We start from the raw sequence: 21,823 nt of genomic DNA on the forward strand, positions 1-21,823 counted from the left end.
AGATAGCAACGAGGACTGGTAGTATTTCCCTATTTCTGCTTCTGCCATAAGTGTGTCTAGGGAACCACATAGCTTACTGGTTCCTCTTCATTGTGCAATGGTTTAGGTTAGTGAAATGGCATAACACTATATACTGAATGGAATCTTTGATGTTAGATTGTGAACTTAATTACTTTGATAAACTTTTCTTAGATTTAAAGGAGAGAGAGCATAGTTATTGTCCATACAAGCTTGTGATCGAAGCATATCTTTACAGAAAATCTTCAAAGAAAAGGAAAACAAAACCCCAACCAAACCGAGATGAATCCTTTTGGAACTCAAAGTTTGTTTTTGACATCCCACTATCAACATATAAAACTGATATTTTCATACTCGCGTTAACACGCTATTTCGCACAGGATATCGCCAAAAACTTCAACTTAATGACTAAGATTTACGCAGAGTCTCCAGTGACTATTCGTACTGCAATTCGTCGTTCTCAATTGGTTTTAAAGAAAGAGCATGCAAAGTGGAACGAGATTAGAACACTAGCCAATCAAAACCCACATGAACTAGTAGAACTCATCACTATATGCGAAGCATTCCAATCAGCACATAAAGACAGGCTAAATTTAGTAAAGGAATTCAGCGAACCGTTACAGACTTTAACTTTGTTTGAGTTGATGTCATTATCTGCTGCTTACTCATTTAAACACTTAAAGGAACAGGCTGTTTCGTTTGACGGTGGGCTCATAAGTGCAGATTCACAGATAAGAGCGTTAACAAAATTAATGCAATGGAAGCTGAGACATGTATCAAAAGAAAGTTTTACCTTAAACGATTTAAAGATTTCACAGTCTTTAAAGAAATATCTTGCTCCTCTCATTTTTCCTTCAAATGAAGATAATTCTAGAGCAGAGGCTTTTTTAGAGGTTTTCAGTCAATTAGTGCAAGCTCAAGTGGAACTTGATGAGTTTATATCTCAGAGTGTTTATCCATTCTGTTTTGATGATTCGCTTCTTTTTTCGGTCAAAAATGAACGTTTAACATTGACGCATCTAGATAGTGATTTAGACGATACATGGGAGCGGAATGGAAATCGACAAAAAGCGCTTAAGGGTTATTGGTTTAATTTAGCAGTAGATGAGTTCATAAATTCTGGTATGGCATCCAAACAAATTGGAACAAGTGAGAACCATGAAAGAAACCAATTAGCTTACGTCAAAGCAATAGCAAGTTTACTTGAACTTCAGAGAGTGTATGGATTTACATCATCCGTGACTGTTAGTTCAGGATTCAACGTCAATCTGTTTCAAGCACTACTAGCTCAAGAGCTAATGATATCTTTTTATTTCAAGGAGTATATCGAAGCATTTGATCGAGAGTATGCAGAGGTAGGTGATTGGAAGAAAGCCATTGGATTAGTTGCCATACAAGGACTAACGACAGGACAAAATCGATTCCCCATCACATGGTCGCTTTGGAAAGATAAGGTCAACAGTATTGTCGGCTGGACGGTATCGGATGATTTCCCTAATGGCAATATCAATGCAGCTAAAGCAATTTTAGATTTCTGGTGCCTTGATTTGAAAAAAGGCAGTGCGCTTTTGAAAGCCTCACCGCCCATTGAACTTCAACAACTAACCGAAAAACCTGTCTTTAAAATAGGTAGTTATTGTGTTCAACTCCCTTGGCTAATGTCAGCTCAAATAAGTTCAGTTAATACTGTAAATAATCTACGCCGATTTGCAAACCAACGTAGCTCATTGAAGGATGAGACAACAAGAATCGAAAACCAGCTAGGTGATGAATTCAAGCTCAGAGGGTTCTCAGTGTTAAAAAACTTTACCGCTAAAAGCTGTGGAGGATCAGAAGCTGGGGAAATAGATTTAATTTGTGTAATAGATAACATCGTGATTGTTATCGAAGTTAAATCTACGTATTGCAGAACGACTAAGTCTGAAATCTTTTATCATCGAGATAAAACTTTACGCAAAGCAGGTATACAAGTGAGGAAGAAAGTTGATGCAATAATAAGGGAGATTCAAATAGATGATCAGCTTAGAAAAACTTTAAAGTTAACTACCGAAACTCCCAACGTAGTTGGGTTTATTGCCGACACATCCATTGAATTTGACCATGAGTATTTTTCAGGTTTTATGAAAGTAACAATAGAAGAGCTTCTTATTGCATTAGCCGACAATGCCCACTTCTTATGTAACCAAGAACAAAAACTCCGGTCATCACTAGCGTCAGGTGAGGAGGTGAACCTTGTTTCCGAAGCGCACTCACTGTACGAAAATGGGTTTAGTGGCAAAGAATTTCTAGAAGTTATAGAGCATTCTAAAGTCTGGGAAAGTGCAGAACATTTTAATTGTGATAACTCCTGAGAAATCTAGATAATTTCTAGGCTATCAATTTACGGTTCACCTGTAACTCACTTTTGTCCAAAACGAGTGTGTCCGACCGCCTCCGACCGGTCTCATACTTGCTCTTAATTAACAGTCACTGAGTATAGAGCTATATGATTAATGGCTTACAAGCTTCGCGTTATTCGGGGTAGGGTCGTAGATAATCGGGAACAGTTGTTAATCGGCAATAAAAAAGGGCAGATAATGTATCTGCCCTTTATATTTAGTTACTTATAACTTGTCGTTATAGGCTCTCAACCGCAGTGCGTGGGTCAAGGTATTCCATATCAAATGCTTCAGCAACTTCTTTATAAGTTACTTTACCTTTGATGACGTTAAGGCCTTCTAGGAAGTGCTCGTCTTCAAGAAGTGCTTGCTTGTAGCCTTTGTTAGCCAGCTTGATGATGTACGGCAATGTCGCGTTGTTAAGCGCGAAGGTTGATGTACGTGGTACTGCACCTGGCATATTCGCAACGCAGTAGTGAACTACGTCATCAACAATGTATGTTGGCTCGTCATGAGTGGTAGGCTTCGAAGTCGCAATACAACCACCTTGGTCGATAGCTACGTCAACAATTGCGGCACCAGGTTTCATTGCTTTGATGTGCTCAGCAGTCACAAGCTTAGGTGCTGCAGCACCTGGGATAAGTACGCCACCAATCACTAAGTCGGCATCCAGTACGTGCTTCTCTAGCGCGTCGGCAGTTGAATACACTACTTTAGCAAGAGAACCAAACTGAGCGTTAAGGCTACGTAGTACGTCAACGTTACGGTCTAAAATGGTCACATCAGCGCCTAGGCCGACAGCCATTTGGGCTGCGTTACGGCCAACCATACCACCGCCGATAACCACAACTTTAGCAGGCTCAACACCCGGTACGCCACCAAGCAACATGCCAAGGCCTTGCTTTGACTTTTCAAGTGCCTGAGCACCGGCTTGGATAGACATACGACCCGCCACTTCTGACATTGGCGCAAGTAGCGGTAAACCGCCTTTAGCATCGGTTACGGTCTCGTATGCGATACAGATAGCGCCGCTTTTCACTAGGTCTTCAGTTTGTGGTAAATCTGGCGCTAGGTGAAGGTAAGTAAACAAGATTTGATCTTGGCGTAGCATCGCACGCTCAACAGCTTGCGGCTCTTTTACTTTGATGATCATCTCTGCTTGGGCGAACACATCTGCCGCGTTTGGTAAGATTTTTGCGCCTACTTCGATGTAATCTTCGTCAGTAAAACCAATGCCTAAACCAGCATTCGTTTCAACAATGACTTCGTGACCATGGTTGATAAGTTCGCGCGCGCTGGCTGGGATCATACCAACACGGTACTCATGGTTTTTTATCTCTTTTGGTACACCAATAATCATAGTTACTATACCTTTTGTGAACAGGAAAATTTTTCACTATTGTACTTATGCCCAAATAGTGTGTCTCACTGTTTTACATTTTCAAGCCAGTTGAATACACTTAAATCAAAGTAAAATTAGATAAATCCACTTTCATTAACTATGTATACACAACTAGACCGCATCGACCGTAAAATTTTAGTCGAATTGCAACGGGATGGCCGTATTTCCAACGTTGAATTGGCAAAACGAATTGGCCTAAGTGCGACCCCTTGTTTGGAACGCGTGAAAAAACTTGAGCGTGAAGGGTATATTCGTGGTTACAAAGCGGTGGTCGACCCCGCCAAGCTCGGTCAGGCGCTGCTGGTGTATGTGGAAGTGACCATTACCAAAACATCTCCCGATGTGTTTGACGAATTTAACCAAGCGGTAAAAAAGCACGATGAGATTGTGGAATGCCACTTAGTATCAGGGAATTTCGACTTTTTGCTGAAAACACGAGTGACCGATATGTCTGAGTATCGTCAGGTGCTTGGCGATATTTTGCTGAAGCTACCCAATATCAGCGAAAGCCGTACTTATGTGGTCATGGAAGAAGTAAAAGGTGAAGAGGCATTAATTATCCGTCCACAAGTTCCTTAAGGGCCCGTTAATGCTCGTGCCGATTACAATTACTGATTATAAACCCAGTGCATATTCAGCTGAGAATTGATAAGGTAAGAGTAATGCGCTGTAGTATCGAAAGAAAGAATAAGGATAATGGAATATGCGCCTAAATGGTGTCCAAAGACTGCTTGAAACTGGCTTAATAGTCAGCACCGCGCTAGCCATTTTTATTTTGTGTGCGCTGGTGAGTTTTGACCCAGCCGATCCGTCCTGGTCGCAAACAGGTGAGTTTGTCGATGTTAAAAATATCACCGGCACAGCGGGTGCGTGGGTGGCGGATATTTTATTATTTAGTTTTGGTTGGTTGGCGTTTTTAGTTCCCGCAGCCATTCAACTGTTTGGGTACCTCGTTTTTAAACGCCCCCACAGAGTGCTTAGCTTAGATTATGTTACTTTGGCGCTGCGCCTCATCGGCTTAGTGCTGTTTACATTGAGCGCTTGCGCTATTAGCTCCATTAATTTTGACGATATTTTTTATTTTTCTTCCGGTGGGGTAGTGGGGGATGTTATTGCCGGTGCGATGATGCCAGCATTTAATTTCACGGGTACCTCAATCCTATTACTGTGCTTTTTCTTTGCCGGCATGACCTTACTTACAGGTGTTTCTTGGGTTCAATTTGTTGATACCTTGGGCGCGTATGTTATGAAAGCGGCCTTGTTTGTTTGGCAGTGGTTGCAAAGCAAACGCGGCCAATACCAAAGTGAGTTTGCAGAAGCCGAGCAGCGCAGCTTGGCCAATGAGCCAAATCCACAAGTGGAAGCGACGCAGAGCGCTCAAGAACCAAAGCTTGAAATCCAAAGCGATAACGCCGACACAGAAGTTGAAGCCGATAAAGACAAATCATTGTTAGATAAAGCTGCGGCTATGTTTGCGCCTGAACCAAAGAAAGAGTCTTGGCAAGAACAAAGCAGTGACAGTGATACGCAGAGCGCTACTAAAGAGGCGCCTAAACAACATCCGGCATTTGATGATATCGATGCCATGCTCGGCGATGAAATGAATTTTAGCGCCATTGATGATGAGGGTTTTGATACCGTCAGCGCGCTCAACGAGCTAGACCAAGCGCCCACCGAGGCGACACCAAATACACAGCCCCAAAATAAAGCGGCAAATACGGCTGTTGCATCAGCGCACAAAGAAACCACTAATTCAGTGGCAACAACCACAGTGGCACACACAAAAGCGCCAACAGCCAAAGAGAAATTCGAACAGCTATTAGAAGAAAAGCCGCCCATGGAGCCGCTTCCTTCGTTGGATTTACTTGATAGGCCGGATAAACAGAAAAACCCCATTTCTGAAGAAGAGCTCGAGGCTGTCTCTCGGTTAGTTGAAAGCAAGCTGCAAGATTTTGGCGTACAAGCGTCCGTTGTAGGGGTTTATCCCGGCCCGGTAGTTACACGCTTTGAACTCGATTTAGCACCGGGTGTAAAGGTCGCGAAAATTTCTGGTTTATCGAAAGACTTGGCGCGCTCGTTATCTGCGGTCAGTGTGCGTGTGGTTGAGGTGATCCCGGGGAAAACCTATGTTGGCCTTGAGCTGCCTAATAAACACCGCGAAATCGTGCGCTTATCAGAAGTGATCAATGCCCCTAAGTTTGAGCAAAATAAATCGCCACTAACCATGGTGTTAGGTAAAGACATTGCCGGGCAACCTGTGGTTGCAGACTTAGCCAAAATGCCGCACTTGTTGGTAGCGGGTACCACTGGCTCAGGTAAGTCAGTGGGCGTTAATGTGATGATTTTAAGCTTGCTATATAAATCGCCGCCAGAAGATGTGCGCATGATCATGATCGACCCGAAAATGCTGGAGTTATCGGTGTACGAGGGGATCCCACATCTACTGTGTGAAGTGGTTACCGATATGAAAGAAGCGGCCAATGCACTGCGTTGGTGTGTTGGTGAAATGGAGCGCCGCTATAAACTGATGTCGGCTTTAGGAGTGCGTAACCTGAAGGGCTACAACCAAAAAGTGCTTGATGCTAAAGCCGCAGGGGAACCTATTTTAGATCCTTTGTTCAAAGATACAGATGGCATGGCTGATGGGCCGCAAGAGCTAGACAAGTTACCCAGCATTGTCGTGGTGATTGATGAATTCGCCGATATGATGATGATTGTTGGTAAAAAAGTGGAAGAGCTCATTGCCCGAATCGCACAAAAAGCACGGGCTGCGGGCATTCATTTGGTATTGGCTACACAGCGTCCATCGGTGGATGTGATCACCGGCCTGATTAAAGCCAATATCCCTACACGTATGGCGTTTCAGGTGTCCTCAAAAATAGACTCGCGCACTATTCTTGACCAACAAGGGGCCGAGCATCTTTTAGGCATGGGTGACATGCTGTATTTGCCACCTGGGACCAGTGTGCCAATCCGTGTTCATGGCGCCTTTGTTGACGACCATGAGGTTCACGCGGTTGTGAGTGATTGGAAGGCCCGAGGTAAACCTGATTATGTGGATGAAATACTCAATGGTGACGCCGTCGAAGACGTATTGCTGCCAGGGGAAACATCCGAAGACGGCGACGATGAATCAGACCCATTGTATGACGAGGCCTGCGCTTTTGTTATTGAAAGTGGTCGTGTGTCTGTATCAAGTGTACAGCGTAAACTGCGTGTTGGTTATAACCGCGCTGCGCGATTGGTTGAACAAATGGAGCACTCCGGTTTAGTCAGTTCGCCCGGCCATAATGGCGCCCGCGAAGTGCTAGTTAAGAATAACGCTGGCTAAGGAAGTAATATGAAACAATTTTTATACAGTGCAGTGGCAAGTGCCGCCCTGTTTTCATCAACGGTTTTTGCCGACGACGCACAGATGCTGCAACAACAGCTGCAGGATTTGGACTCACTCAGCTCGGCTTTTTCACAGCAAGTATTTGACCCGCAGGGGCAGCTAGTGAGTGAAAGTAAAGGCAAATTGCAACTAGAGCAACCACGGAAAATTCGTTGGGAGCAACAACAACCAGACGAAACCTTGTTTGTCTCCAACGGGGTTGATAGCTATTACTTTGACCCTTTCGCCGAGCAAGTGACGGTACTGGATACCTCTAAACTAATTGATAATACGCCGTTTATTCTGCTCACCACAGAAGATGACGAGTTGTGGCAGCAGTTTAGTATCAAGCAAATCGAAGCCGGCTTTGAGATTACCCCGAAAAATACTGAAGATGCGCAAGTAGAAAAGCTGACGTTGCATTTTGATGAGCAGCAACAAGTTGCGGCGCTTGAGGTGCTTGACCAATCAGGTCAGCGTTCACACTTTCATTTTGATGCGCCCAAGCGCAATGTTGATATTGATGACAGCGTGTTTGAATTTACCATTCCTGAGCACGTGTTTGTTGATGATCAGCGAGCGCCACAAGCCGAGATAAACCGTGGCGAATAATTTCTCCCTAGATTTTGCCCCCGATGTGCGCCCGTTGGCGGCGCGCATGCGCCCACACACATTGGATCAGTACATCGGCCAAAGCAACATATTAGGCACAGAGCAACCCTTGTACCAAGCCATTAAAAGTGGCCACTGTCACAGCTTAATTTTGTGGGGGCCACCTGGGGTCGGTAAGACCACGCTGGCGCATATTATTGCGCACCACAGTGATGCCCAGTTTTTGGAGTTATCGGCGGTCAGCGCAGGGGTGAAAGATATCCGTGAGGCCGTTGCCAGTGCCAGCGACTTGCTGCAACAACAAGGCAAACGCAGCTTATTGTTTGTGGATGAAGTACACCGCTTTAATAAGTCGCAGCAAGATGCACTATTGCCGCATGTTGAAAACGGCACCTTCATCTTTATTGGCGCCACCACAGAGAACCCCTCTTTTGCACTGAATAACGCCGTGCTGTCGCGCGCCAGAGTGTACACGCTAAAAAAGCTGTCAGCAGAAGATTTGCAGGCAGTAGTGAATCAGGCCCTGCAACAGGATGACATTCTTCGCCAGCAAGGTGTGACCATCGAGCCCGATAGCCTTGAGCAGTTGTGCCACAGCGCCAATGGCGATGCTCGCAGTGTGCTTAACTTGCTGGAAGTGGCGGCAAATTTGGCGCAGCAACACCAAGGCTGTATTAATCAGGCGGTGCTCAAGCAAGTCGCGCCGCAAATGGTTGCCCAATACGATAAGGGGGGCGATCATTACTACGATTTGATTTCTGCTTTTCATAAATCAGTGCGCGGCTCCGCTCCGGACGCGGCATTGTATTGGTATTGCCGTATTCTCACCGCCGGAGGCGATCCCTTGTATGTGGCGCGGCGGCTATTAGCGATTGCTACCGAAGACATCGGCAATGCAGATCCCAAAGCGATGGAGGTGGCGCTGAATGCTTGGGATATTTTTCACCGCGTTGGCCCCAGCGAAGGCGAACGTGCCATAGCTCAAGCCACCTTATACCTAGCCAGTGCGCCGAAAAGCAATGCCGTATATATGGCCTTTAATGAGGCGAAACGTCATGCTAAAGAGACCGCCCATCTCGATGTGCCTTATCACATCCGCAATGCGCCCACGCAATTAATGAAAGAGCAGGGCTTCGGCGAGGATTATCGCTATGCCCACAACGAGCCGGGAGCCTATGCAGCAGGCGAGAACTTCTTCCCCGAGGAGATTGCTGACAGCCGTTATTATCACCCGAGCGATCGTGGTTTAGAAAAACGCATTAGTGATAAGCTTGCTTATTTGCAAGAGCGTGATGCGCAAAGCGACAGGAAGCGCTATGAGCGCTCTTAGTACCTACTTTTTTATTGCCATTGGCGGGGCCTTGGGTGCCTGCGCCCGCTTTGGTATAAGTGAATTAGCACTAAAACTGCTGCCTAAGGGATTCCCTTTTGGCACGCTGGCGGTTAATATTCTCGGTTCATTGTTAATGGGCATATTATATGGCCTGTTGGATCGCGAAATGCTATCGCATCCGCACCGCGTCACACTCGGAGTCGGGTTTTTGGGCGCGCTGACAACATTTTCTACATTTTCCATGGATACGCTGTTGTTGCTTCAGCAAGGGCAGTGGTTGAAAGTGGCGTTAAACGTCCTCCTTAATGTGGGGATGTGTATATTTATGGCTTGGATAGGCCTCATGCTAACAACGCAAAAAGGTTAAAAACTCACATGTTAGACTCAAAGTATCTTCGTCAGGACGTAGAGCAAACAGCAGCCCGTTTAAAGGCACGTGGCTTTGAATTAGACGTAGCGAAACTGGCACAACTCGAAGAACAACGTAAAGCGCTACAGACTAAAACGCAAGAATTACAAAGCGAGCGTAACTCCCGTTCCAAAGCCATTGGTCAAGCGAAGGCGAAGGGTGAAGATATTCAACCTTTATTGGATGCCGTTGCCAACTTAGGTGATGAGCTCGAAAATGCCAAAAAAGAGCAAGATGCCGTCCTCAATGAATTAAAAGACATTGCCTTAGGCCTGCCTAATTTGCCAGCAAAAGATGTTCCAGCAGGCAACGATGAAGACGATAACGTCGAGGTTAGCCGCTGGGGTGAGCCAAAGAGCTATGATTTTGAGGTCAAAGACCACGTTGATTTAGGCGAAGCGCTGGATAAAGGGCTGGATTTTGAAGCCGGGGTGAAGCTCTCGGGTGCCCGCTTTACAGTAATGCGTGGGCAAATCGCGCGCATGCATCGCGCGTTGGTGCAGTTTATGCTCGATACGCACACTGATAAAAACGGCTATACCGAAATGTATGTGCCTTATTTAGTGAATAAAGACAGTTTGTTAGGCACGGGTCAGCTACCTAAGTTTGCAGAAGACTTATTCCACACAGAGAAACTGGGTGAGCACGATGATGGCTTTAGCCTGATCCCTACCGCTGAAGTGCCGCTGACGAACTGTGCGCGTGACGAAATCTTTGAAGAAAAAGAGCTGCCAGTACGAATGACTGCACATACTCCGTGTTTTCGCAGTGAAGCAGGCAGCTATGGCCGCGATACGCGGGGCTTAATTCGTCAGCACCAGTTCGATAAAGTTGAGTTAGTGCAATTGGTCAAACCTGAAGATTCAATGCAGGCACTGGAAGAGCTAACTTCTCATGCCGAGCAAATCTTGCAGGCGCTTGAGTTGCCGTATCGTAAAGTAGTGTTGTGTACCGGCGATATGGGCTTTGGTGCAATGAAAACCTATGACTTAGAAGTGTGGTTGCCAGCACAAGACACCTATCGCGAAATTTCGTCTTGTTCAAATATGGGCGACTTCCAAGCGCGCCGTATGCAAGCGCGTTTCCGCCGTGCGGGCGAGAAAAAACCGGAACTACTGCATACACTCAATGGTTCAGGGTTAGCCGTGGGCCGTACGTTAGTGGCTATTTTGGAGAATTACCAACAGGCGGATGGCAGTATTGAAGTGCCACAGGCGCTGCGCCCTTACATGGGTGGGTTAGAGCGTATCAGTGCTGAGTAAATATTAGTAGCTTATTGAAAAGGCCGCATTTTTAGCGGCCTTTTTTGATCGCACCATACGCCTTGACCGTAGCTAATACAAAGCAAATTACAAGGAGAAAGTATGGACTATTCTGCGGTTATTTTGGTGTCATTGGTGTTGTTTGCCTGGATGTTGGTAGCGCAGTGGTTTGTGGCATCAATCGTAAAGGCGAGGGCCGATAACGCTATTCCAGGAAAAATTGATGATAACCTGTCTCATGACTCATTTATCTTTCGTGCCCACCGAACGTTTCAAAATACGCTAGAAAACGCGCCACTGTATATCGTTTGTGCCTTAGTCGGTCTGCACTTGGGGGTGTCAGGGCCCATCTTCGCTATAGCCAGCGCAGTATTCGTCGCCGCTAGAGTCATTCATATGCTGCTTTACTACGTGATTGCCACCGAATCCAACCCCAGCCCCCGGAGTTATTTCTTTATGATCGGCTGGCTCGCGAATATCGTGATGCTCGTGCTACTCACACTGGAAATCTTATTCTTTTAATCTTTTGGGGGTGGGGTGTATTTAATTGTTAATGCTGTGAGCAGTAGAATCTACGAGCTTGAAGCGGGTGAAATGTCTTAGAGATAGAGGCATACTGAAAGCGGGTGGGGTGAACTCACTCGCTTTTTTATTAAAGCGGTTTGGGGCCTGTGGCAAATTCCACCTTCTTTAAGTATCGTGCCTAATATAAGCCGCTAATAAACTGTTAGCCTTGAAGGAAAGCTCGATGACTGAAGCATGGCATAAAACGGAAACAGATTTAGATGCAGATGAGCATGCTGTTGATTTTTGGTCGCGCCACAGAGAAGAACTACAAGAAGGTGAATTTTGGGCTGATCGTATAAAAAAACTTAGAGACGCTCCCGAAAAACGTTTGGCGTTGGCTATAGAAAACTTGCCTTTGCCTGCATCATTTAGAGAAGCCGCATTTGCTACGAGAGCTTTGATTCGAGATAAGCGTAAGCAGAAAATTGAATATGAAGAAGAGTTGGCACTTTTATATTGGCTCGCGGCAGTTAATTCATTTTCAATACCTTATTCAAATGTATTGAAAGAGCCCGGCTACAATGTAGTCGAATCTGTTCCCGGTAAGAAATTGAAGGGGCTCCCATTTTCATATAAATCGCTCGGCTACAACAAATTAGAATTGCTAAACAAGACTGATGTAAAGTGGCTTTCCGAGCTTTGGGGTGAGCCAGAACAGCATACGACGTTACACAAAATGCATAATGATGTTTGGCGGGAGTATGAATGTAAACTTAAAGCCAAAAGGATGGAACGAGACGAAGAATTTATAAAAGGCATCAATGAACGTTCTTCTTCTCCTGCGGAGTTACCCAGTTCTTTAAATGAACCCAAAGGTACCAACAAAGTTAAATGGCTTATTGTAGCAGTAGTGATAGGCTTATTATTGGCAGCCGTATACAGGCATTAGCTCTTCAAAGTAAGGATTCGCTGTTGAGGAAAGTTTTAGCTGTTTTAATTGTCGCTTATATTGCTTATGGATGGTTTGGTTATTTTTGGGATAAATCAGAAGGGGCAAATAAGCTAGAAAAATTTAGTAATCTAACCGTTGAAGACATAGTCTCAATCGAAGCGATAAATTCTGATAATATCAATGTGACAAATTTAGCATTGAATTCTGCTCAATCAAAAGAGCTATTAATTCATGCTATTGCTAGTGCAGAGCAATCATCAATTGCTAATAAACCACCCAAACACATCAAACTATATATCAAAATTAAAACAAAGGACGAGACCATAGGTTTGAACCTTATGGTTCCATTTACGAAGAAAGATGAAATGTATTTTTTTGTTGTAGGTCGGGTTTATGATGGTGAAAGTTTCACTCAGGATAGTTATGGTCGATTTATAACCAATGGGCTTTATGAATTTCTAGTTGAGGCAAAGTTAGTAAACGAGAGTTAATGCGTTAACCTTATTCCCTAGCGATATTCAAACTGAGAAAAAAGGGGCCTTGTATGGCCCCTTGTTTATTAGTCTGTGCCTATAAAGCCACCGGTTTGATGGGCCCACAGTTGGGCGTAGATCCCCCCTTGGGCGATAAGCTCTTGGTGTGTGCCTTGCTCAACAATATGGCCTTTGTTCATCACCACCAAGCGATCCATTTGCGCTATGGTTGATAAGCGATGGGCAATGGCAATAACGGTTTTATTTTCCATTAAGGTATCTAGGCTCGCTTGAATCGCTGCCTCTACCTCAGAGTCTAAAGCTGATGTGGCTTCATCGAGCACTAAAATAGGAGCGTCTTTTAACAGTACGCGAGCAATAGCGATACGCTGGCGCTGGCCACCTGATAGCTTGACGCCGCGCTCACCCACTTGCGCATCCAGCCCTTTGTTGCCATGACTGTCTTCCAGTTCACTAACAAAATCCCATGCCTCAGCCTTTTTCGCAGCGGCGATGATTTGCTCATCCGTGGCATCGGCTAAGCCATAACCGATATTTTCGCGTACGCTACGATGCAGCAGCGCGGTGTCTTGTGACACCATAGCGATATGTTGGCGCAGGCTTTCCTGAGTCACCTGGTTTATCGGCGCATCATCAATACGAATGTGTCCTTGCTCAACATCATAAAAGCGCAATAACAGGTTAACTAAGGTTGATTTACCGGCGCCAGAGCGACCAACAACCCCAACTTTTTCGCCAGCAGCAATGTTTAGAGATAGCCCATCGAGCACCGGTGGGTGTGACGGGGTAATTGGCTTGGCATAATTAAAGGTAATGTTATTAAAGTCGATGCGCCCATGGGTCACCTTCAGCGTGTTGGCATCCTCTGCGTCGGTTATGGTTATGGGTTTCGTTAAGGTGTTCATGCCATCGGCAACGGTGCCGATATTTTCAAACAGGGCGCTGACTTCCCACATAATCCACTGCGCCATGCCGTTAAGGCGAAGTGCTAAACTAACGGCAATGGCAATGGCGCCGACGCTGATTAAACTAATGGACCAAAGGTAAATCGACAATGCTGCAATCACCGCCACCAAACCATAGTTAAGCAGCTGCACACTCACTTGTAATTTAGTGACCAGACGCATTTGCCGATACACAGGGTCTAAAAACAGCTCCATCGATTCACGAGCATATTGCTCCTCCCGCGATGAATGAGAGAAGAGTTTGATAGTGGCGATATTGGTATAGCTATCAACAATACGGCCTGTCATTTGCGAGCGGGCTTCGGCTTGTTGCTCGGCGACCGCTTTAAGGCGCGGAATAAAATAACGCTGCACTGCAATATAACCTACAAGCCAGCCTAAAATTGGCATCATTAAGCGCCAATCTGCCTGGCCAACAAAGAACAGCATGGCGGAAAAATACACCACAATATACACCGCGACATCCAGTAGCTTGATGACGGTTTCCCTTACCGCCAACGACGTTTGCATCACCTTAGTGGCAATGCGCCCGGCAAAGTCATCGGCATAAAAGCTCACACTTTGGCGCAGCAGGTAACGGTGCGCCAACCAGCGAATGGCCATGGGGTAATTACCGAGCAAGCTTTGATGGAGAACGGCTGAGTGAACAAACACTAAAATAGGTAACAGCACGATAGTGACCAGACCCATAAACCAAAGCGTATCGGTTTCGGTGCTTAACAGCTGTTCCGGGGTTGTCTGTCCAAGCCAGTCAACGAGTTGACCCATAAAGCTAAATAGCGAAACTTCAACAATGGCTAATAAGGCGGCGCTGATTGACATCACCGCCAGCGGCCAGCCCATGCCTTGGGTGTAATAACGGCAAAAAGCCCATAATCCCTTTGGTGGCGCGGTTGTTGTGCGCTCGGGAAAAGGGGCGGTTAGTTTTTCGAAAAAGGAAAGCATAGCACCACACATAACTAACTGATTTAAGGCGTCAGTGTAGCGATTTTGCGGCGTAAAACCTAGCGCAACGAGTGTGCTAATTTTGCACCACTGTGGTGACTATGTCGACTCCTAGCTACGCGCTTTGCGCTTGCTCATTGAGCTCTGCAAGCATCATTTCGCGCATTTTAAACTTTTGTAATTTCCCGGTGACCGTCATCGGGTATTCCTCGACGATACGAATATACTTAGGCACTTTAAAATAGGCGAGTTGATCTTTTAGGTAGGCCCGAATTTGCGGCTCATCAATATCGCTGTTGTCCTTCGCTTTGAGCCACAAGCATACTTGCTCGCCAAATTTATCATCGGGGATACCAAAGACCGCCGCATCACTGACAGCGTCGTGCAAATACAGCACTTCTTCTATTTCGCGCGGGTAAATGTTCTCGCCACCGCGAATGATCATATCTTTAATACGGCCAACGATGGTCACATAACCTTGTTCGTCCATTACCCCTAAATCGCCAGAGTGTAGCCAGCCCTCAGCGTCGATGGTGGCGTTGGTTTTCGCCTCATCGCCCCAATAGCCTTGCATCACACAGTAGCCGCGAGCACAAATTTCACCCGGGCTACCAACGGCAGCGATTTGGCCGCGCTCATCAATAATTTTAATTTCTGTGTGCGCCATAGCTCGGCCCACGGTTTGCACTTGTTTGTCAATTGGCGCGTCGGTTTGGGTAATATGGTTGATGGGGCTGCACTCGGTCTGCCCGTAACCAATCACCACCTCGCGCATATGAAAATCACTGTATACTTTGCGCATCAATTCTTGCGGGCAGGTGCTGCCGGCCATGACTCCGGTGCGCAAGGTGCTGAGATCGTATTGCTGAAAGTCGGGGTGTTCTAATTGCGCAATAAACATCGTTGGTACGCCGTGGAGCGCCGTGCAGCGCTCTTGCTCAACGCAGCTTAGGGTGCTGATTGCATCGAACGAGGGGGCTGGAAATATCGCACAGGCACCGCTGGCCAAACACACTAGATTGCCCAGCACCATGCCGAAGCAATGGTACAGGGGCACTGGAATACACAGTCTGTCTTTATCATTAAAGTGCATCGCTTGGGCAACCAGCAAACCGTTGTTTAAAATATTGCGGTGCGAGAGCGTGGCGCCTTTGGGGTTTCCGGTTGTGCCCGAGGTAAATTGAATATTAATGGCGTCATCGGGTCGAAGTTGCGCTTCAATAACCCGCATTTGCTGGTAGTGCGCATCCTCGCCCAGTTGTTGAACCGACTTAAATGATGTCATGCCGGCAAAAGGTTGCTCGGAGAGAATAATTACCTGCTCTAGAGTGGGCAGCGCTTGCAGGGTGGTTTTGCTACCGTCTTTTAATTCCGGTGCAAGCTGGTAGATCATGTCAACGTAGTTTGATGCTTTAAATTGCTCGGCCATCACCAGGTATTTTACACCCACATTGTTAATGGCAAAGGCCAATTCATGAGGGCGATAGGCGGGGTTAATGCACACCATAATGGCGCCAATTTTGGCGCTTGCGAATTGCACTAAGGGCCATTCAATATTGTTGGGTGACCAAATGCCAACCCGATCCCCTGGCTGCACACCTAGAGCGAGTAAGCCCGCAGCGAGGCGCTCTATTTCCCGTAAATACTGGCGGTAAGTCCAACGGATCCCTTGATGGCGAACGACAATCGCCTCATTGTCTGGGTGTTTGTCGACAATATAATCTAGGTGCTCGGCGATGGTTCGCTCGCTAAGCGGCGTTGAAAATGAGCCGTGGTACTGGCTCAACGTTAACGGTAGTGAAGGGGAGTGATTGTCTTGTTGTTGCGGCATTGACTGCCTCCTTGCCCGGATAGATGTTGTCATTTTAGGTTCTTCAACACCTAATCAAGCACAGAGTGTCGACACTTTCCATTATTTTGAGGTGGTTTCTGTTGGAATTAGACTAAAGGTTTAGTTTTTGTCGACATAAAAAAGCGGGCCATGGGCCCGCTACATCGTCTTGGGGAGAGAAATAATTTAGCTCGTTGCTTCTTGCAGTGCCTTCATTTTATCGTGGCAAATTTGCATGCGTTCACGAAGCTGAGAAAGAACTTGTGCGCACTGAGGTGGCTGCGACTCTTCTAGTGCATCGTCGAACTCTTCAAGCACTTTATCTTCAACCTCTTCAAGGTGTTTGATGTACGTATGCTCTTCGTTGCTCTTAATTGCGCTCATCACCTTAGTGTAGGTTTTACGTACATCTACCAGGGTGTCTGAGCCGGTTTCAATTTCGCCTTGCTCTTCAATGGCAAAGGGTTGCAAGTCGGTCACCGCTTTGTGCTTTTCATCGATCATGTTTTGGAACACGGTACGTACATCATTACTATCAATGTTGTCTTTGGCATCGGAGTAAAAATCAATGCCACCCTTTAGTACTTTGATAATGTCTGTGATTTTCTCTGAACGTTGCATTGTCATAATTGTGCTCCTTCAATTTTGAATTCGATTTAATAGGAGCAATGCTTGTGCCAAATCGAGGGAATACATAAAAACCATTATTAAACAGTGTTTTATCTTTATCTTCGAACGCTTGAATGTGTAAGCCAACGCCTTTTTCATGGGCAACTATGAAAGCTTTTCAATCGCAGGCGGTAAAAACGTCATAGTCGTACAACCAACAAAACGTATTATTTTTTACCTTTCACAGTGCTCCAGGTGAAGATGTGCTGCGTAGTAGCTATTATCGGAAAAAGAAGGAAGAAGAATGGATTGTAACGTTGCCCCAAGCACAACCTACCACGAGTGTAATACCCTTACGACAACGCGTCGTAAACGGGGAAAAGGATTTGAATACTTCCATCTTGATAAGGAAAAGATAACCAGTCGTGCTTACTTAAAACGAATGCGAGAGTTGGCTGTGCCTCCTATGTGGCGTGATGTACGTATTAGCGCTTGCCAGTACAATAAGGTGCAGGCCGTTGGCGTTGATGGCAAAGGAAAGCGACAATACATTTACCACGCCCATTGGCAATTGGCGCAACAGCAAAAAAAATTTGCCAAGTTAGGTGAATTCGCTGCTCAGCTTCCAGATGCGCGAGGGCACTGTTTATCCTTATTGGCAGAACCTGATTGGACGAAAGACAAAGTGTGCGCGCTTGGGTGCGCAATCTTAGACCTTACCGCGATTCGTGTAGGCAGTAATAATTATTACAAAGCCAATGAAACTTGTGGGTTAACCACGCTTCGACGCAAGCATGTGGATATTAAAAACGACCATGTACAATTTAGCTTTAAAGGTAAACACGCAAAACACCGAGAGGTGCGCATTGACGATACTGAGCTTGCTGAATTAGTGGCTTCAAGTGCAGAGCAACAAGGGTATAGCTTGCTACGTTATTATCAACAAGGCCAATGGCATGACCTACAAAGTGATGATATTAACGAATTTATCCACCGTGTTTTTGGCGGCCACTTTAGTGCCAAAGATTATCGCACCTGGGCGGGGACGCGAATGGCGGTCCGCTTTGCCCACGTAGCCGCGGAGCAGGTACAGGCGCACCCAAGGCGCAAATTTAAGTCTCAACTGGTTAAACTCGTTGCCAAGCAGTTAGGCAATACCGCGAACATTTGCGAACAGTATTATATTCACCCGAAGGTGTTAGAACACCTCAGCGAACACTATGAAAATGAACACCCGTTTGCGCATTTTGACGCGACACCGCGCTCTTTAGCCGAGGAGTTGGACATGGATGAGAGGCATGCGTTAGCGATTATTACCGGGCGATGACGTAACAGGCCATTTTTGCGGCCTGCTACTGTCGGGGGAGATTACTGCTTAGCGTAAGTGCGCAGCATAATATCGACATACGCCGTCATAAAGGCTTGCTCTTGAAACTTCTTCAGCCCCGTATCAGCAAACTCAATAGGTAATGGGTTGCGCTTAAGCTGTTCTTTCATCTCTGTGGCACTAATAATGTGCACATCTAAGTTAGTTATCAGCTGCAGTGCCGCTTCCATTTTAAAGCCAACCGCGCCGCCAGCGAACTTACCTTTATGAGGTCGCGCTTTTATGGCGATAGCATCCACTTGGTAATCTTCCATCAGCTTTTTAAAGTCACGATGAAACTTTTGGATTTCTTCAGTATCGTTGGCATCGCTTAAAACAAAACGTGTTTGGCGCACATCACGGATGTCAAACACATCGTTTTCTTTACTTAGAAGGCATAGTAAAACTTCACTGCCTTTTATTTCTACGCCGCAAGTATGCATAGTCAAATATCACCTTTTTTATCAATGGCATTAGTATATCAGAAGCGCATACAAAATTTGTTAAGAAAATTAGCAGACGAGCCTTGTATTTACCTCTATAGCGCGCCAAAATAGCGCCTTGCTCACGCTGTGTGGGCGGCAGTATCATCGCAATGCTTGTTGGTATAAGCGTTGATTAGACTTATTAAATAGACAAATAAATACACGTGGCGCGGCGTAGGTGTCACCACTGTACAAGGATTAAACATGCCAGTAATTACTCTTCCTGACGGCAGTCAGCGTTCATTTGAAAACCCTGTATCCACGTTAGACGTAGCACAAGACATCGGCCCAGGCCTTGCCAAAGCGACCATCGCTGGGCGTGTTAACGGTGAGCGTGTTGACGCCTGTGATTTAATCAGCGAAGACGCACGGTTAGAGATCATCACCGCAAAAGATGAAGACGGTTTAGAAATTATCCGTCACTCCTGTGCGCACCTTATCGGCCACGCCATTAAGCAATTGTATCCTGATGCAAAAATGGCCATTGGTCCAACTATCGACAACGGCTTTTATTATGATGTTGATATGGAGCATTCGCTGACGCAAGAAGATTTAGAAGCGCTTGAAAAGCGTATGAAAGAACTTGCGAAAACCAAATATGACGTGGTTAAGAAGACCGTGAGCTGGCAACAGGCACGCGACACGTTTGAACAACGTGGCGAACCTTATAAAGTTGAAATCTTGGACGAGAATATCGCTAAAGATGACCGTCCTGGTTTGTACCACCACGAAGAGTACGTGGATATGTGTCGTGGCCCACACGTACCGAATATGAGCTTTTGTCAGCACTTTAAATTGATGAAAGTAGCAGGTGCATACTGGCGTGGCGACTCTGACAATAAAATGTTGCAGCGTATTTATGGCACCGCATGGGGTGATAAAAAGCAACTTAAAGGCTACTTGCAGCGCTTAGAAGAAGCGGAAAAGCGCGATCACCGTAAAATTGGTAAGGCCCTAGATTTATGGCACTGGCAAGAAGAAGCGCCAGGTATGGTGTTTTGGCACAATGATGGTTGGAGCATTTACCGCGAGCTCGAAGAGTTTGTTCGCGAAAAACTGCGCGAATATGACTATGAAGAGGTCAAAGGGCCGCTAATGATGGACCGTGGACTGTGGGAAAAATCAGGCCACTGGGACAAATACGGCGATGCCATGTTCACCACGGAGTCAGAGAAACGTGAGTATGCTATTAAACCAATGAACTGTCCTGGTCACGTGCAGATTTTCAACCAAGGTTTGAAATCTTACCGTGATTTACCTTTGCGTATGGCCGAATTTGGTTGTTGTCACCGTAACGAGCCATCGGGTGCGTTGCACGGCTTGATGCGCGTACGTGGCTTTACTCAAGATGATGCTCATGTTTTCTGTACAGAAGAGCAAATCTTGCAAGAGGTGACGGCGTGTATCGATATGGTTTACGACACTTATTCGACCTTTGGTTTTGAAAAGATTGTTGTAAAGCTTTCTACACGCCCAGAAAAGCGCATCGGTGAAGATGAACTGTGGGATAAAGCCGAGAAAGCCTTGGCGCAAGCATTGAGCGATAAAGACATTGAATTCGAATACCTACCAGGTGAAGGTGCCTTCTATGGTCCGAAAATTGAATTTACTTTGTATGATTGCTTAGAGCGAGCGTGGCAGTGTGGTACAGTACAGCTAGACTTTATGTTACCAGGACGTCTTGGCGCAACTTATGTGGCTGAGAACAACGAGCGTCGCACTCCGGTGATGATTCACCGTGCTATTCTGGGTTCAATCGAACGCTTTATCGGTATTTTGACCGAAGAATACGCAGGGCTGTTCCCAACCTGGCTTGCTCCTAAGCAGGTGGTGATTATGAATATCACTGACAAACAGTCTGATTATGTGCACGAAGTTGTACAAAAATTGAATAAACTGGGTATTCGCGCCGCAGCCGACTTGAGAAATGAGAAAATTGGCTTTAAAATTCGCGAACATACTTTAAAACGTATTCCTTACTTGCTAGTTGTTGGTGACAAAGAAGTAGAGCAGCAAGAAGTGGCAGTAAGAACACGTACAGGTGAAGACCTAGGTAAATTTAAAGTCGATGACTTTATCACTAAAATCACAAATGAAATTAAAACAAGACAGTAATTTGTGATCGAAAGGGTGTATCAAACAGTATCGAATACACCCTTTTAGTTTTTAATATTCTTGGAGGAACGTACCATTAGAGGCGGAAAAAAGGGCCAACAACAGGTCCAAAAAAATCGTATTAACGAAGATATTACGGCAAAAGAAGTTCGACTAATTGACTTTGAAGGTGAACAAGCAGGCATCGTGTCCCTGAGTGAAGCTCAGTCAATGGCGGATGAGGCGGGTGTCGATCTAGTAGAGATCAGCCCAAATGCTGAACCCCCCGTTTGTAAGGTAATGGACTACGGTAAGTTCCTTTTTGAAAAAAGCAAAGCGCAAAAAGAACAGAAGAAGAAGCAAAAGCAAATTCAGGTTAAGGAAGTTAAGTTCCGCCCTGGCACAGACATTGGTGACTACCAAGTTAAGCTTCGCAATCTAACCAAGTTCTTAGAAGCTGGCGATAAGGCAAAAGTAACGATCCGTTTCCGTGGTCGTGAAATGGCCCACCAAGAAATTGGTATCGAGCTTTTGAATCGCATTAAAGATGATCTGCAAGAGTTGGCACAGGTCGAGTCATTCCCGAAAAAAGTGGAAGGCCGCCAAATGATCATGATGCTAGCGCCGGTGGCTAAAAAATAGTATACTCCGCGCGTTTAACGAATTAGTGCAGGTTTACAAGCCACATGACTTACTTTCTAAGGCAGTGGCACCTGTATCTATCCGGTTGAAGTAGGGCGCTTTTTTAAGCGCTCTCACCGGTTTTGGGAGTAAGTTGGGCCAAAAAA

Annotated in this window: 18 protein-coding genes; 13 read left to right on the plus strand and 5 right to left on the minus strand. The window is 45.8% G+C overall.

The features are described from left to right. Positions 1-149 precede the first annotated feature (149 nt). Positions 150-2,369, plus strand: a complete 2,220-nt coding sequence (locus MHM95_RS01110) for a YraN family protein (protein WP_239383969.1) — start codon at positions 150-152, stop codon at positions 2,367-2,369. A gap of 265 nt (positions 2,370-2,634) precedes the next feature. Here the strand turns inward: MHM95_RS01110 and ald are convergent, their stop codons facing one another. Beyond that, positions 2,635-3,756, minus strand: a complete 1,122-nt coding sequence (ald, locus tag MHM95_RS01115) for an alanine dehydrogenase (protein ID WP_022944180.1) — start codon at positions 3,754-3,756, stop codon at positions 2,635-2,637. 141 nt (positions 3,757-3,897) lie between these two features. Between ald and lrp the strand changes: the two genes are divergently transcribed. The 9 genes from lrp (at position 3,898) to MHM95_RS01160 (ending at position 12,737) form a co-directional block, all read left to right on the plus strand. Further along, positions 3,898-4,377, plus strand: a complete 480-nt coding sequence (gene lrp, locus MHM95_RS01120; protein WP_022944181.1) for a leucine-responsive transcriptional regulator Lrp — start codon at positions 3,898-3,900, stop codon at positions 4,375-4,377. A gap of 124 nt (positions 4,378-4,501) precedes the next feature. After that, entirely contained in the window at positions 4,502-7,129 is a 2,628-nt protein-coding gene (locus tag MHM95_RS01125; RefSeq protein ID WP_239383970.1) for a DNA translocase FtsK, read from the plus strand. A 9-nt stretch (positions 7,130-7,138) separates the two neighbouring features. Then, positions 7,139-7,783, plus strand: coding sequence for an outer membrane lipoprotein chaperone LolA (lolA, locus tag MHM95_RS01130; protein WP_239383971.1), 645 nt, complete (start codon positions 7,139-7,141; stop codon positions 7,781-7,783). A gap of 46 nt (positions 7,784-7,829) precedes the next feature. Beyond that, positions 7,830-9,113 (plus strand): replication-associated recombination protein A, encoded by a 1,284-nt coding sequence (locus MHM95_RS01135; protein WP_239384274.1) that lies wholly within the window; start codon positions 7,830-7,832, stop codon positions 9,111-9,113. Further along, a complete protein-coding gene (gene crcB, locus MHM95_RS01140; RefSeq protein ID WP_022944185.1) occupies positions 9,100-9,483 on the plus strand; it encodes a fluoride efflux transporter CrcB in 384 nt (127 codons plus the stop codon). Before MHM95_RS01135 ends, crcB begins: the two co-directional genes overlap by 14 nt. Before the next feature lie 8 nt (positions 9,484-9,491). Then, entirely contained in the window at positions 9,492-10,787 is a 1,296-nt protein-coding gene (gene serS / locus MHM95_RS01145) for a serine--tRNA ligase (RefSeq protein ID WP_239383972.1), read from the plus strand. 102 nt (positions 10,788-10,889) lie between these two features. Then, complete coding sequence (locus MHM95_RS01150; RefSeq protein WP_239383973.1) at positions 10,890-11,309, plus strand: MAPEG family protein; 420 nt, start codon at positions 10,890-10,892, stop codon at positions 11,307-11,309. Between the two features lie 226 nt (positions 11,310-11,535). Beyond that, on the plus strand, positions 11,536-12,243 hold the full coding sequence (locus MHM95_RS01155; protein WP_239383974.1) for a hypothetical protein: 708 nt from the start codon (positions 11,536-11,538) through the stop codon (positions 12,241-12,243). A 23-nt stretch (positions 12,244-12,266) separates the two neighbouring features. Continuing rightward, a complete protein-coding gene (locus tag MHM95_RS01160) occupies positions 12,267-12,737 on the plus strand; it encodes a hypothetical protein (protein WP_239383975.1) in 471 nt (156 codons plus the stop codon). A 68-nt stretch (positions 12,738-12,805) separates the two neighbouring features. Here MHM95_RS01160 and MHM95_RS01165 read toward each other — a convergent pair whose 3' ends face one another. The 3 genes from MHM95_RS01165 to MHM95_RS01175 all read right to left on the minus strand — a co-directional run bounded on the left by MHM95_RS01165 (position 12,806) and on the right by MHM95_RS01175 (position 17,108). Next, complete coding sequence (locus tag MHM95_RS01165; RefSeq protein WP_239383976.1) at positions 12,806-14,650, minus strand: ABC transporter ATP-binding protein; 1,845 nt, start codon at positions 14,648-14,650, stop codon at positions 12,806-12,808. A 115-nt stretch (positions 14,651-14,765) separates the two neighbouring features. Continuing rightward, positions 14,766-16,481, minus strand: a complete 1,716-nt coding sequence (locus tag MHM95_RS01170) for an AMP-binding protein (protein ID WP_239383977.1) — start codon at positions 16,479-16,481, stop codon at positions 14,766-14,768. A 186-nt stretch (positions 16,482-16,667) separates the two neighbouring features. Beyond that, positions 16,668-17,108 (minus strand): PA2169 family four-helix-bundle protein, encoded by a 441-nt coding sequence (locus MHM95_RS01175; protein WP_022944192.1) that lies wholly within the window; start codon positions 17,106-17,108, stop codon positions 16,668-16,670. A gap of 286 nt (positions 17,109-17,394) precedes the next feature. Here MHM95_RS01175 and MHM95_RS01180 point away from each other — a divergent pair, with 286 nt between their 5' ends. Next, positions 17,395-18,417, plus strand: coding sequence for a DNA topoisomerase IB (locus tag MHM95_RS01180; protein WP_239383978.1), 1,023 nt, complete (start codon positions 17,395-17,397; stop codon positions 18,415-18,417). Positions 18,418-18,458: 41 nt separating this feature from the next. Here the strand turns inward: MHM95_RS01180 and MHM95_RS01185 are convergent, their stop codons facing one another. Continuing rightward, the gene (locus tag MHM95_RS01185) at positions 18,459-18,899 is read right to left on the minus strand and encodes a DUF3010 family protein (protein ID WP_022944194.1); all 441 of its coding nucleotides are present in this window, start codon (positions 18,897-18,899) and stop codon (positions 18,459-18,461) included. A 246-nt stretch (positions 18,900-19,145) separates the two neighbouring features. Here MHM95_RS01185 and thrS point away from each other — a divergent pair, with 246 nt between their 5' ends. Beyond that, positions 19,146-21,056, plus strand: a complete 1,911-nt coding sequence (gene thrS, locus MHM95_RS01190; RefSeq protein ID WP_022944195.1) for a threonine--tRNA ligase — start codon at positions 19,146-19,148, stop codon at positions 21,054-21,056. A gap of 60 nt (positions 21,057-21,116) precedes the next feature. Further along, complete coding sequence (gene infC / locus MHM95_RS01195) at positions 21,117-21,677, plus strand: translation initiation factor IF-3 (protein ID WP_022944196.1); 561 nt, start codon at positions 21,117-21,119, stop codon at positions 21,675-21,677. Positions 21,678-21,823: the final 146 nt, after the last annotated feature.

Source organism: Pseudoalteromonas sp. CnMc7-15 (assembly GCF_022347925.1).
Lineage (GTDB): Bacteria > Pseudomonadota > Gammaproteobacteria > Enterobacterales > Alteromonadaceae > Pseudoalteromonas > Pseudoalteromonas ruthenica.

Excerpts from the sequence above, each read along its gene's own strand:
- MHM95_RS01170 (WP_239383977.1), bottom strand. The coding sequence starts at position 16,481 with ATGCCGCAACAACAAGACAATCACTCCCCTTCACTACCGTTAACGTTG.
- MHM95_RS01150 (WP_239383973.1), top strand. The coding sequence starts at position 10,890 with ATGGACTATTCTGCGGTTATTTTGGTGTCATTGGTGTTGTTTGCCTGG.
- serS (WP_239383972.1), top strand. The coding sequence starts at position 9,492 with ATGTTAGACTCAAAGTATCTTCGTCAGGACGTAGAGCAAACAGCAGCC.
- MHM95_RS01110 (WP_239383969.1), top strand. The coding sequence starts at position 150 with ATGTTAGATTGTGAACTTAATTACTTTGATAAACTTTTCTTAGATTTA.
- crcB (WP_022944185.1), top strand. The coding sequence starts at position 9,100 with ATGAGCGCTCTTAGTACCTACTTTTTTATTGCCATTGGCGGGGCCTTG.
- MHM95_RS01185 (WP_022944194.1), bottom strand. The coding sequence starts at position 18,899 with ATGCATACTTGCGGCGTAGAAATAAAAGGCAGTGAAGTTTTACTATGC.
- MHM95_RS01165 (WP_239383976.1), bottom strand. The coding sequence starts at position 14,650 with ATGCTTTCCTTTTTCGAAAAACTAACCGCCCCTTTTCCCGAGCGCACA.
- ald (WP_022944180.1), bottom strand. The coding sequence starts at position 3,756 with ATGATTATTGGTGTACCAAAAGAGATAAAAAACCATGAGTACCGTGTT.
- lolA (WP_239383971.1), top strand. The coding sequence starts at position 7,139 with ATGAAACAATTTTTATACAGTGCAGTGGCAAGTGCCGCCCTGTTTTCA.
- MHM95_RS01175 (WP_022944192.1), bottom strand. The coding sequence starts at position 17,108 with ATGACAATGCAACGTTCAGAGAAAATCACAGACATTATCAAAGTACTA.
- thrS (WP_022944195.1), top strand. The coding sequence starts at position 19,146 with ATGCCAGTAATTACTCTTCCTGACGGCAGTCAGCGTTCATTTGAAAAC.
- MHM95_RS01125 (WP_239383970.1), top strand. The coding sequence starts at position 4,502 with ATGCGCCTAAATGGTGTCCAAAGACTGCTTGAAACTGGCTTAATAGTC.
- lrp (WP_022944181.1), top strand. The coding sequence starts at position 3,898 with ATGTATACACAACTAGACCGCATCGACCGTAAAATTTTAGTCGAATTG.
- MHM95_RS01135 (WP_239384274.1), top strand. The coding sequence starts at position 7,830 with ATGCGCCCACACACATTGGATCAGTACATCGGCCAAAGCAACATATTA.
- MHM95_RS01180 (WP_239383978.1), top strand. The coding sequence starts at position 17,395 with ATGGATTGTAACGTTGCCCCAAGCACAACCTACCACGAGTGTAATACC.
- MHM95_RS01155 (WP_239383974.1), top strand. The coding sequence starts at position 11,536 with ATGACTGAAGCATGGCATAAAACGGAAACAGATTTAGATGCAGATGAG.